Source organism: [Clostridium] aerotolerans DSM 5434 (assembly GCF_000687555.1).
Taxonomy (GTDB): domain Bacteria; phylum Bacillota; class Clostridia; order Lachnospirales; family Lachnospiraceae; genus Lacrimispora; species Lacrimispora aerotolerans.
In genome coordinates this window covers 1-12189 of sequence record NZ_JHWJ01000017.1, presented here as the reverse complement: position 1 = coordinate 12189, position 12189 = coordinate 1, and the positions used below count along the sequence as shown (strand labels likewise).

General features: G+C 42.7%; 10 protein-coding genes, 1 tRNA gene and 1 rRNA gene. All 12 read left to right on the top strand.

Going from position 1 to position 12189, the window contains the following annotated elements; genetic code table 11:
- The first annotated feature begins 180 nt into the window (after nt 1-180).
- A complete protein-coding gene (gene dnaN / locus T546_RS0119120) occupies nt 181-1302 on the top strand; it encodes a DNA polymerase III subunit beta (RefSeq protein WP_026893012.1) in 1122 nt (373 codons plus the stop codon).
- A 43-nt stretch (nt 1303-1345) separates the two neighbouring features.
- Entirely contained in the window at nt 1346-1555 is a 210-nt protein-coding gene (locus T546_RS0119115; protein WP_024837897.1) for an RNA-binding S4 domain-containing protein, read from the top strand.
- An 8-nt stretch (nt 1556-1563) separates the two neighbouring features.
- Complete coding sequence (gene recF / locus T546_RS0119110) at nt 1564-2649, top strand: DNA replication/repair protein RecF (RefSeq protein ID WP_026893011.1); 1086 nt, start codon at nt 1564-1566, stop codon at nt 2647-2649.
- A 24-nt stretch (nt 2650-2673) separates the two neighbouring features.
- Nucleotides 2674-4587: a DNA topoisomerase (ATP-hydrolyzing) subunit B gene (gene gyrB / locus T546_RS0119105; protein WP_026893010.1), complete on the top strand. Its 1914-nt coding sequence runs from the start codon at nt 2674-2676 to the stop codon at nt 4585-4587.
- 14 nt (nt 4588-4601) lie between these two features.
- Entirely contained in the window at nt 4602-7160 is a 2559-nt protein-coding gene (gyrA, locus tag T546_RS0119100; RefSeq protein ID WP_026893009.1) for a DNA gyrase subunit A, read from the top strand.
- A 179-nt stretch (nt 7161-7339) separates the two neighbouring features.
- Nucleotides 7340-8662, top strand: coding sequence for a hemolysin family protein (locus T546_RS0119095; RefSeq protein WP_026893008.1), 1323 nt, complete (start codon nt 7340-7342; stop codon nt 8660-8662).
- A 191-nt stretch (nt 8663-8853) separates the two neighbouring features.
- Nucleotides 8854-9303 carry an RrF2 family transcriptional regulator gene (locus T546_RS0119090; RefSeq protein WP_026893007.1) on the top strand — a complete coding sequence of 150 codons (450 nt, stop codon included), beginning with the start codon at nt 8854-8856 and terminating at the stop codon, nt 9301-9303.
- 92 nt (nt 9304-9395) lie between these two features.
- Complete coding sequence (locus tag T546_RS0119085) at nt 9396-10238, top strand: fumarate hydratase (RefSeq protein WP_026893006.1); 843 nt, start codon at nt 9396-9398, stop codon at nt 10236-10238.
- 24 nt (nt 10239-10262) lie between these two features.
- Nucleotides 10263-10820: a Fe-S-containing hydro-lyase gene (locus tag T546_RS0119080; RefSeq protein WP_026893005.1), complete on the top strand. Its 558-nt coding sequence runs from the start codon at nt 10263-10265 to the stop codon at nt 10818-10820.
- A complete protein-coding gene (locus tag T546_RS24025) occupies nt 10817-11530 on the top strand; it encodes a lysophospholipid acyltransferase family protein (protein ID WP_034600006.1) in 714 nt (237 codons plus the stop codon). The genes T546_RS0119080 and T546_RS24025 overlap by 4 nt, the downstream gene beginning before the upstream one ends.
- Before the next feature lie 86 nt (nt 11531-11616).
- A tRNA-Ser gene (locus T546_RS0119070) sits at nt 11617-11704 on the top strand.
- A gap of 368 nt (nt 11705-12072) precedes the next feature.
- Nucleotides 12073-12189, top strand: a 16S ribosomal RNA gene (locus T546_RS0119065); the annotation flags it as partial.

Here is a 12189-nt window from a genome sequence, read left to right as displayed (position 1 = left end):
AGTTTTCCTTGGTTTTTGTGGACGTTATTCACATCTTTATGAACACAGAATTTCGAGCCTTTATAACGCTTATGAGGGCTTATACACAAACCCACAGCCCCTACTACTAATACGACGGAATTTAACTATATCATCCATCTATTTATTGTAATTTCGAGAGCAAAGGAGTTATCAACAATTATGAAACTGACATTTCATCAGGATGCCATTTTAAACGGCATTAATATTGTACTAAAAGCAGTTCCCAGCAAGACAACCATGTCCATCCTCGAATGCATCTTTATTGATGCCAGCGGATCTGAGATTAAGCTGACAGCCAATGACATGGAACTTGGTATCGAAACAAAGGTAGAAGGAACCATCCTGGAGCGTGGTAAAATCGCTCTGGAAGCAAAGCTTCTTTCAGAAATCGTAAGAAAGCTTTCCTCTGCAGGAGATTCCATGGTAACCATTGAAAGTGACGAAAAGTTTACGACTACCATTTCCTGTGAAAATTCAGTTTTCCATATTCAGGGACGGGATGGCGAAGAGTTTGCCTATCTCCCATACATAGAGCGGGATCATTACATTTGTTTATCCCAGTTCTCCTTAAAAGAAGTAATCCGCCAGACCATTTTCTCCATTGCTCCAAACGACAGCAATAAGATGATGACTGGAGAGCTTTTCCAGGTAACTGGGAACCAGTTAAAAGTAGTTTCTCTGGATGGTCACCGCATTTCCATCCGAAATATTGAATTAAAAGACAGCTACCATGATATAAAAGTCATTGTTCCTGGCAAGACTCTAAGCGAGGTCAGCAAAATTCTTGGGGGAGACAATGAAAAAGAAGTGCTTATTTTCTTTGGAGCCAACCACATTTTGTTCGAGTTTGATCACACCATGGTTGTATCACGCCTGATTGAAGGAGAATACTTCCGCATTGACCAGATGCTTTCCAGCGACTATGAAACAAAGGTCACTGCAAACAGACGGGAGCTTCTCGATTCCATCGACCGGGCAACCATCCTGGTACGTGAAAATGATAAGAAGCCACTCATCATCAACATTGAAGAGCAGGAAATGCAGCTTAAGATGAATTCCAGTTTTGGTTCCATGAATGCCCAGGTACCGACTCACAAGACCGGAAGCGATATTATGATCGGCTTTAACCCTAAGTTTTTAATGGATGCACTAAGAATCATCGATGATGAGGAAGTGACCCTTTATATGTTAAATCCAAAGTCCCCATGCTTTATCCGGGATGACGAAGGAAAATATATCTATCTGATACTGCCAGTTAACTTTAATGCGGCATCCGTATAGGAATTGTTTTAGTGCCCTTTAGGCGGCACAGAATGGAGAAATCATGGAAACAATTAAACTGAGAGACGAATACATCAAGCTGGGACAGGCCCTAAAGGCCGCAGGATTCGTAGGATCCGGAGTCGATGCAAAATTCGTAATCGAGGATGGTCTGGTTTCTGTTAACGGACAGGTGGAGTATCAGAGAGGAAAAAAACTAAGGGGCGGAGATGTCGTTACCTTTGACGGCAATACCATTAAAATTGAGGAATGATATAATCCATGATCATTGAGTCGATAGAGCTTAAGAATTACCGCAACTATGATGAACTACATATGGATTTTAGTCATGGAACCAATATACTCTATGGGGACAATGCCCAGGGAAAAACAAACGTCTTAGAAGCCATTTATGTCTGTGCAACGACAAAATCCCACAGAGGCAGCAAAGATAAAGAAATCATACAGTTTGACAGGGATGAGTCACATATCAAGCTAAACATCAGAAAGAATGACATTCCATACCGGATCGACATGCATTTGAAGAAAAACAAGGCCAAAGGCGTGGCTGTCAACGGTGTTCCCATACGGAAAGCCAGCGAGTTGTTTGGAATTGTCAATGTTGTATTTTTTTCTCCGGAAGACTTAAATCTCATAAAAAATGGGCCGGCTGAAAGACGCCGGTTCGTTGACTTGGAATTATGTCAACTAAATAAACTCTATGTCCATTCTCTGGTCCAGTATAACCGGATCATTACCCAGAGAAATAAACTGTTAAAGGATCTGGCCTTTCGGCCTGATTATGAAGAGACTCTGGACATATGGGACATGCAGCTGATTCAATACGGCAAAGAAATTATTTATTACAGGAAAGAGTTTATGGAACGGCTGGATGGTATCATAGGACCCATCCACCAGAAGCTTTCCGGGAACAAGGAATCTCTGCGCATTCTCTACGAACCAAATGTAGAGGCAGATGCGTTTGAAGATACATTAAGGCGGAGCAGGCAACAGGATTTAAAGCAAAGGACAACCTTAACAGGTCCCCACCGGGATGATCTAAGTTTCATGGTAAACGGAATCGACATACGTCGGTTCGGATCCCAGGGACAGCAAAGGACCGCTGCTTTATCCCTAAAGCTTGCAGAAATAGAACTGGTAGAACATATTGTACATGATTATCCAATTCTTTTGCTGGATGATGTTTTGTCTGAGCTTGACAGCAGCAGACAAAATCAATTGCTGGCAGGGATTAATCACATACAAACTGTCATTACCTGCACGGGACTGGAGGATTTTGTAAATGACCGGTTCCATATCGATAAGATATTCCGGATAGTAAACGGAACCGTAGGTAGTGAAAATTAACCATTCAGGAGGAAGCGTGGTAAAATGAGTCAAGAATATGGTGCAGATCAAATCCAGATATTAGAAGGACTTGAAGCAGTAAGAAAAAGACCCGGTATGTATATCGGCAGTACGTCCATCCGGGGGCTTCATCATCTGGTATATGAAATCGTGGACAACGCGGTAGACGAGGCTCTGGCCGGATACTGTGACAGCATAGAAGTAGTAATCCATCCAGACAACTCCATCACAGTTGTGGATGACGGGCGTGGAATCCCGGTTGGAATTCAGAAAAAAGCTGGAATTCCAGCCGTTGAAGTCGCATTTACCATCCTTCATGCCGGTGGAAAATTCGGCGGCGGAGGATATAAAGTTTCCGGCGGACTCCATGGAGTAGGCGCATCCGTAGTTAATGCCCTTTCCCAGTGGCTGGAAGTAGAAATCCGTACCGAAGGAAAGATCTATAAGCAGCGCTACGAAAAAGGTAAGACCATGTATCCATTAAAGGTCATCGGAGAGTGCAGCCTGGAAGAACACGGAACAACGGTAACCTTTCTTCCGGATAAAGATATTTTTGAAGAGACCGTATACGATTACGATACCTTAAAGATCCGTCTTCGGGAGACCGCATTCTTAACAAAAAATCTTAAGATTGTGCTTAAGGATGAGAGAGAAGACGGCCATGAGCACGTATTCCACTATGAAGGCGGAATCAAAGAGTTCGTCACATACTTAAACAAGGGTAAGACCTCTCTTTATGATCAGGTATTTTACTGCGAAGGAACAAAGGATGGTGTTTACGTTGAAGTTGCCATGCAGCACAACGATTCCTATACAGAGAATATTTACAGCTTTGTAAACAACATCAATACCCCGGAAGGCGGAACTCATTTAGCCGGCTTTAAAAGTGCTCTGACCACCACCCTGAATGATTATGCGAGAAAGAATAAGCTTTTAAAAGAGAGCGAAGCAAACCTTTCAGGAGAAGATATCAGAGAAGGTCTCACCGCAATTATCAGTGTTAAGATTGAAGAACCTCAGTTCGAGGGACAGACCAAGCAGAAGCTTGGTAACAGTGAGGCAAGAGGAGCCGTAGATAACCTCCTTAGAGAGCAGTTTACCTACTATTTAGAGCAGAATCCAAGTCTCTCCAGAACCATCTGCGACAAGTCTATTCTTGCCCAGAGAGCCAGAGCAGCGGCCAGAAAGGCAAGAGACTTAACAAGAAGAAAGACCGCTCTGGAAGGAATGGCCCTTCCTGGTAAGCTTGCAGACTGTTCTGACAAGAATCCGGAAAACTGTGAGATTTACATCGTCGAGGGAGACAGTGCGGGCGGTTCCGCAAAAACAGCCCGTTCAAGAAATACCCAGGCCATCCTCCCCCTTCGAGGAAAAATCTTAAACGTAGAAAAAGCAAGGCTTGATAAAATCTATGCCAATGCAGAGATAAAAGCTATGATTACCGCATTTGGTACGGGTATCCATGATGATTTTGAATTAAGCAAGTTAAGATACCACAAAATTATCATCATGACCGATGCCGATGTTGACGGAGCTCATATCAGTACCCTGTTATTAACCTTCCTCTACCGGTTCATGCCGGACCTCATCAAGGAAGGCCATGTATATCTGGCACAGCCGCCTCTTTATAAGCTTGAGAAGAATAAAAAAGTATGGTACGCGTACAGCGATGAAGAGCTGGATGCTATCTTAAAAGAGATTGGAAGAGACACCAACAATAAGATCCAGCGTTATAAAGGATTAGGCGAGATGGATGCCGAGCAGCTTTGGGAAACCACCATGGATCCGGAACGAAGAGTTCTTTTAAGAGTCAATATGGATGAAGAGTCCAAATCCGAGGTGGATTTAACCTTTACCACTTTGATGGGAGATCAGGTAGAACCAAGACGTGAATTTATCGAAGCGAATGCCAAATACGTACAGAATCTTGATATTTAATTGGAGGAAATAAAATGGAACCAAATATCTTTGATAAAGTTCATGACGTGGACTTAAAAAAGACCATGGAAAAATCATATATCGATTATGCCATGAGTGTCATTGCTTCCAGAGCTCTGCCTGATGTAAGAGACGGCCTAAAGCCAGTTCAGCGAAGAGTCCTGTATTCCATGATCGAGCTTAATAACGGTCCTGATAAGCCCCACCGTAAATGTGCCCGTATCGTCGGTGATACCATGGGTAAATACCATCCTCATGGTGACAGCTCTATTTACGGCGCTCTGGTAAATCTGGCTCAGGAATGGTCCACCAGATATCCTCTGGTGGATGGTCACGGTAACTTTGGTTCCGTGGACGGAGACGGAGCCGCGGCCATGCGATACACGGAAGCCCGTTTAAGTAAGATTTCCATGGAGATGCTTGCGGATATCAACAAAGATACGGTAGATTTCAGTCCTAACTTTGATGAGACAGAGCGTGAGCCAGATGTATTACCATCCCGTTATCCTAACCTTTTAGTCAATGGTACCTCCGGTATCGCCGTAGGTATGGCAACCAATATACCTCCTCATAACTTAAGGGAAGTCATTAACTCCGTTGTCAAGATTATTGATAACCAGGTGGAAGAAAACCGGGAAACCACCATGGAAGAGATTCTCGAAATCATAAAAGGACCAGATTTCCCAACAGGAGCAACCATCCTGGGAAAAAGGGGAATCGAAGAAGCTTACCGAACCGGAAGAGGTAAAATCCGGGTCAGAGCGGTCAGTGATATTGAGGCCATGCCAAACGGCAAGAGCCGGATCATTGTAACAGAGCTTCCTTACATGGTAAACAAAGCCCGCTTAATCGAAAAAATCGCTGAGCTTGTAAAAGATAAAAAAGTAGACGGTATTACGGATTTAAGAGATGAGTCTGACCGTACCGGTATGAGAATCTGTATTGAGTTAAGACGTGATGCCAATGCAAACGTAGTACTTAACCAGCTGATCAAGCATACACAGCTTCAGGATACCTTCGGCGTTATCATGATCGCACTGGTTAAGAATAGTGCCGGAGTCCTGGAACCAAAAGTACTTAACATCCTTCAGATGCTTAATTATTACCTGGAACATCAGAAAGAAGTCGTAACAAGAAGAATCCGTTACGATTTAAACAAGGCAGAGGAAAGAGCCCATATCTTACAAGGCTTACTGATTGCCCTGGATAACATTGATGAGGTAATCCGAATTATCCGTGGATCCCAGAACATCCAGATTGCCAAAGCAGAATTAATGGAGCGTTTCGGCTTAAGCGACGTTCAGTCCCAGGCGATTGTAGACATGCGTCTCCGTGCGTTAACAGGTCTGGAACGGGAGAAGTTAGAGAACGAATACAAGGAATTACAGGCCCGTATCGCAGAGCTACAGGCCATCCTTGCAGATGAGAATAAACTGTTAGCCGTTATCAGAGAAGAGATTTCCATCATTTCAGCAAAGTTCGGAGATGACAGAAGAACTTCTATCGGATTCGATGAATACGATATGTCCATGGAAGATTTAATTCCGGATGAGAGCACCATTGTTGCCATGACAAAGCTGGGCTACATCAAGAGAATGTCAATAGACAATTTCAAGAACCAGAACCGCGGTGGCAAGGGAATCAAGGGAATGCAGACCATTGACCAGGATTACATCGAAGACCTGATGATGACAACCACCCATCACTACCTGATGTTCTTCACAAACACAGGCCGTGTATACCGGTTAAAGACTTATATGATACCGGAGGGAAGCAGAACCAGCAGAGGAACCGCCATTATAAACCTTCTGCAGATGCTTCCGGGAGAGAGCATTACAGCCATCATTCCGATGAAGGAATACGACGATGAGAAATTCTTATTCATGGCCACCAGATCCGGTATGGTAAAGAAAACTCCGATGATGGAATACGCCAATGTTAGAAAGAACGGACTTCAGGCCATTGTCCTTCGGGAAAATGACGAGCTTATCGAAGTAAAGGCAACAGACGATACCAAGGATATCTTCCTGGTAACAAGAAAAGGCCAGTGTATCCGGTTCCATGAAAAAGATGTCCGCGTGACCGGACGTGTATCCATGGGTGTTATCGGTATGAAGTTAAATGATGACGACCAGGTAATCGGTATGCAGATGGAGACTCAGGGTCCAAAACTATTAATCGTATCTGAAAATGGTATGGGCAAACGTACCCCAACGGAAGAATTCTCCCCTCAGAGAAGAGGCGGTAAAGGTGTACTCTGTTATAAGATTACAGATAAAACCGGAGATATCGTTGGTGCAAAGCTGGTTGAGGATGACCATGACCTTCTTCTTATCACCACTGAAGGTATTGTAATTCGTATTTCTGTCAATGATATTTCTGTCATTGGAAGAAATACATCCGGTGTCCGTCTTATGAACATTGACCAGGATTCCGATATCCGTGTAGCGAGCATTGCAAAGGTACGGGATGACGGAAGCAAATCCGATGACGAAGAATTTGATGAGCTTGATGGAGAGTCCGAAGAACTGATGGAAGAGGCTCCAGACAGCACAAGTGAAACCGAGGAATAAATCTTAACAAGATAGCTATTGTAATAATTTAATATTTATATTATAATACTAGTCATCAATAAAAGCGGTAAAAGACTTTGAACGCAGCAATAACTTACTGCAATCAAGGTCTTTTGCATATTGAAATTAAGCAGGCACAGCCTGCAGGACATAGTCCGAAAAAAAGGAGGAATACCAGCTTGGAGAGTGACCCAGGCGCGGCACAGATAGTCGCACAGATTTTATTATTGATTGCCCTCACCATAATGAATGCATTTTTCTCAGGGGCAGAGATGGCCGTTGTATCGGTCAATAAGAACCGGATTCGTATGTTAGCAGAAAGCGGTAACAAAAAGGCAGCATTGATTCAAAAATTATCAGAAGATTCTACGGGGTTTTTATCAACCATCCAGGTAGCCATCACATTTGCCGGATTCTTTTCCAGTGCATCAGCGGCAACCGGTATATCACAGATTCTTGGTGGAAAGCTTGAATTGATGGGTATTCCCTACAGCCACAGCATAGCTATGGTAGGGGTGACCATTATCCTGTCTTATTTTAACCTGGTATTTGGAGAATTGGTACCAAAGAGAGTGGCACTTCAGCGAGCAGAGAAGTTCAGCTTATTTGCTGTCCGCCCCATTTATATCATTTCAAGAATCCTGGCGCCGTTTATAAAGCTGCTTTCCGTTTCGACCAACGGAGTCTTAAAGCTGCTTGGTATGAAGACAGACAATTTAGAAGAAGAAGTTTCAGAAGAGGAAATCAGGTCCATGCTCCAGACAGGACGTGAGAGTGGAGTATTCAACAAGATCGAAGAAGACATGATTACATCTATCTTCCTGTTTGATGATAAAAGGGCCAGAGAGATCATGATCCCAAGACAGGACATGGTGGCCGTGGATATTAACCAGCCTCTTGAACTGGTACTGAATGAGATATTGGACAGTCGTCATTCCAGAATCCCGATTTATGATGGAGAGATTGATAATATAATCGGTATTTTGTCCATGAAGGACTTTACCATCGAGATGCATAAGAATGAGCTTGCAGATATTGATATACGACCAATCCTGCAAAAGCCCTACTTCATCCCGGAAAATAAAAAGACCGATGATCTGTTTCTGGACATGCAGAAGCATAAGAAGAATATGGCAATACTCATTGATGAGTACGGCGGTGTATCGGGACTCATCACCATGCAGGATCTGATTGAAGAAATCGTAGGTGATATTCATGACGAGTATGAGGATGAAGAACCTGAGCTGGTTGAAGTTGAACCGTTTGTATATAAGGCATCAGGAAGTATTTCCCTGTATGATATTGATGAGGTTCTTCATGATGAGATTGAAAGCTCCTGCGATACCTTGTCCGGATACTTAATTGAACTTTTAGGCTTTATCCCAAAGGAATCTCAGATGCCTCTGGAACTTGAGGATGAGAAGAATAAATATACCATTCTTGAGATGAAGGATAAGGTCATAAAGGATGTCATTGTACAGATAAAGGATAAATTAGAGTAAAACTACATTCCATGGGCGAAAAACCTTTGGCTATTAAAAATAAGCTCCAGCTTCATTTTTTCAGAAGCTGGAGCTTATTTTATGCAGTTCCCTTGACAAGAGGCCGGCAAATTTGATAAGATACAAACTGAAACCAATATGATTACAGATAAGAGGTGTCATATGATGTTCGTGAAAATGGGGGAATTAGTATGACAAGTGAATTTGCAGTCGCTGTCCATAGCGTAGTATATTTAAACCAGAGACAGATTACAACATCCAGCGAGGAGCTGGCTTCCAATGTATGCACCAACCCGGCAAGAATCCGGAAGGTAATGTCAAAGCTAAAAAAAGCAGGCATCATAGAAACCAAGGAAGGACTGGAAGGCGGTTATCATTTGGTAAAGGAACCGTCAGACATCAATTTAAAGCAGATCTGTGATGCACTGGATGTCAGTTTTGTAGCCTCATCATGGAAATCAGGAGATGAAAATCTTCCCTGCATGGTAGCCTCCGGTATGTCTGGCGTCATGGATGATATATATGGAGAGTTAAATGACTTATGCAGAAGCAGAATGGAACAGATTACAATTGAGGACATACAGGGAAAACTAATACGCAATCGTCTTAATTTAGAAACGATGGCAGGGGATGAGAGATAACATCATACCCTGCCATCATTTTTTTCTTGATTTCATCATTTGAATCATATATGATAAAAAAATACGAAGAAGCCCTATGTATGGAGGAAGCCATGTTAAGGATAGTAAAAAGCGAGGAAATAACAAGAAACATTAAGGAAATGTGTATCGAAGCCAATCATGTGCTGTCAAAGGACATGGAAGAAGTATTTTTAAATGCAGTCAATACTGAAAAATCCAGCCTTGGCCGTCAGGTCCTCTGCCAGTTGCAGGAAAACCTAAAGATTGCCGGGGAAGAGATGATTCCAATCTGCCAGGATACAGGAATGGCAATTGTATTTATAAAAGTAGGCCAGGATGTACACATAGAAGGAGAAAACTTAACCGATGCCATTAACCGAGGCGTTTCCCAAGGCTATATCGAAGGATTTTTAAGAAAATCCATTGTAGAACCCATAGAACGGATCAATACAAAAGACAATACGCCAGCCGTCATTCATTATGAAATCGTATCCGGTGACCAGATCGATATCACAGTAGCCCCAAAAGGCTTTGGAAGTGAAAACATGAGCCGTATTTTTATGCTGAAACCAGCCGACGGTCTGGATGGAGTAAAAGAAGCCATTTTAACAACAGTAAAAGAAGCTGGTCCCAATGCATGTCCACCAATGGTAGTTGGAGTAGGAATCGGAGGCAGTTTTGAAAAATGTGCCCAGATGGCAAAACATGCCCTGACAAGAAATCTAGATGAAAAACCTGAGATTCCATACGTCAGAGAGCTGGAAGAAGAGATGCTTCTAAAAATCAATCAGCTTGGTATTGGTCCTGGCGGCCTTGGAGGAAGTGTAACAGCTCTCTCTGTAAATGTAGAGACATATCCAACTCACATTGCCGGTCTCCCTGTTGCTGTCAATATTTGCTGCCACGTAAACAGACATGCACACCGTATTATATAATATCAAACTGAATCGGAGGAAATCATGGATTATCATATCAATGCTCCTATCACCAAAGAGGATGCCAGAAAATTGAGATCAGGAGATTACGTATACTTAACAGGAACTATTTACACAGCAAGAGATGCAGCCCATAAGCGAATGATAGAAACTCTCGACCGGAAAGAACCTCTTCCCTTTGACATATCAGGCGAGACCATCTACTATATGGGACCATCCCCAGCAAGAGAAGGACGCCCCATTGGATCAGCAGGACCCACCACATCAAGCCGGATGGACAAATATACGCCAACCCTTCTTGATCTTGGGATGAGCAGCATGATCGGCAAAGGAAAACGAAGCAAGGAAGTAATAGAAGCAATCGTAAGAAATGAAGCCGTATATTTTGCCGCTGTAGGAGGAGCAGGAGCCCTGTTATCAAAATGCATCCTTTCTTCAGAAGTAATAGCCTATGAAGATCTCGGAACAGAAGCCATCCGCCGCCTGACAATCAAAGACCTGCCGGTTATCGTTGTCATAGACAGCAAAGGAAGCAACCTATATGAGACTGCCATAAAAGCCTATGGAGAGGAATTAACATGAACCGAATTGTTTATATGGTAATAAAAAATCTAGGCCGGGTCCCATTCTGGTTTTACCGAATCTGGAAATTTGGCCAGCCAGGTGATGACCATTCCCATAGAGAGCGTTACGATTACATACGCAATGTAGTGAAAAAAGTAAATAAGTCCGGAAAAGTAGAAGTAGAAGTCCATGGAGTTGAAAATCTTCCATCCGAGCCAGGTTTTATCCTCTTCCCCAACCATCAGGGGCTCTTTGACATGCTGGCCCTTATAGAAGCAAGTCCAAAGCCCTTAAGTGTAGTAGTAAAAAAAGAAGCATCTAACCTGATTTTAGTAAAGCAGGTCATCAATGCCTTACATGGCTTTTTCATAGACCGTCAGGATATCAAAGCTTCTATGAAAATAATCATGCAGATGACAGAGAATGTAAAAGAAGGTTTCAATTATGTAATATTCCCCGAAGGAACAAGAAGCCGGGAAGGAAATAAGCTCTTATCCTTTAAGGGGGGGACCTTTAAAAGTGCCGTAAATGCCAAATGTCCCGTTGTACCTGTAGCGCTGATCGACTGCTTTAAGCCATTCGATGAGAAATCATCCAAAAGGCAGAAGGTACAGATCTCCTTTTTAAAGCCTCTCTATCCCGAAGATTATCAGACCTTAAAAACCACCCAGATAGCGGAAATCGTACACGACAGAATTCAGGAAGAAATAAATCAAAAAATGGGTTGACAAGTCGAAATATATTATGTATAATTGTCAATGCGTCTGGGAAACCTAATAGTTGAATGACGCATCATATGGAAGCTATGAACTACGGAGAAATACTCAAGAGGCCGAAGAGGCGCCCCTGCTAAGGGTGTAGGTCGGGCAACCGGCGCGAGGGTTCAAATCCCTCTTTCTCCGCTCATTTCCAAATGAAATCTTTTTCCGGTTTGACAGTGAAAAAAGTTGTTGACATGATCGTGAAGATATGTTAATATATACCAGCTGTCGAAAAACAGCGAAAAAAGAAAAACAAAAAAGTTGTTGACAAAGACAACTCAGTATGATAAGATATACGAGTTGCTCCTGAAGCGGACAACACAAAAAGCACTTTGAAAACAGAAGATTGAACAGTATGTAAAACCCTGAAAATTCTAATAATAAGCTGCGTTTGAGCGGCTTTGAATGAGAAATTCAGAACGAATACAAGAAATTGTATACGAACCAAACAACAAGTAAAACGGGAAATAAATTAGCTAGTAGTTGATTTTGACCGTGGATTGAACATTTAATTTGAGAGTTCGATCCTGGCTCAGGATGAACGCTGGCGGCGTGCTTAACACATGCAAGTCGAGCGAAGCATTTTAAAGGAAGTTTTCGGATGGAATTTAAGATGACTTAGCGGC

What these genes read in the sequence shown, in the direction of transcription:
- dnaN (WP_026893012.1), top strand. Translation starts at nt 181, where the DNA reads ATGAAACTGACATTTCATCAGGATGCCATTTTAAACGGCATTAATATT.
- T546_RS0119115 (WP_024837897.1), top strand. Translation starts at nt 1,346, where the DNA reads ATGGAAACAATTAAACTGAGAGACGAATACATCAAGCTGGGACAGGCC.
- recF (WP_026893011.1), top strand. Translation starts at nt 1,564, where the DNA reads ATGATCATTGAGTCGATAGAGCTTAAGAATTACCGCAACTATGATGAA.
- gyrB (WP_026893010.1), top strand. Translation starts at nt 2,674, where the DNA reads ATGAGTCAAGAATATGGTGCAGATCAAATCCAGATATTAGAAGGACTT.
- gyrA (WP_026893009.1), top strand. Translation starts at nt 4,602, where the DNA reads ATGGAACCAAATATCTTTGATAAAGTTCATGACGTGGACTTAAAAAAG.
- T546_RS0119090 (WP_026893007.1), top strand. Translation starts at nt 8,854, where the DNA reads ATGACAAGTGAATTTGCAGTCGCTGTCCATAGCGTAGTATATTTAAAC.
- T546_RS0119085 (WP_026893006.1), top strand. Translation starts at nt 9,396, where the DNA reads ATGTTAAGGATAGTAAAAAGCGAGGAAATAACAAGAAACATTAAGGAA.
- T546_RS0119080 (WP_026893005.1), top strand. Translation starts at nt 10,263, where the DNA reads ATGGATTATCATATCAATGCTCCTATCACCAAAGAGGATGCCAGAAAA.
- T546_RS24025 (WP_034600006.1), top strand. Translation starts at nt 10,817, where the DNA reads ATGAACCGAATTGTTTATATGGTAATAAAAAATCTAGGCCGGGTCCCA.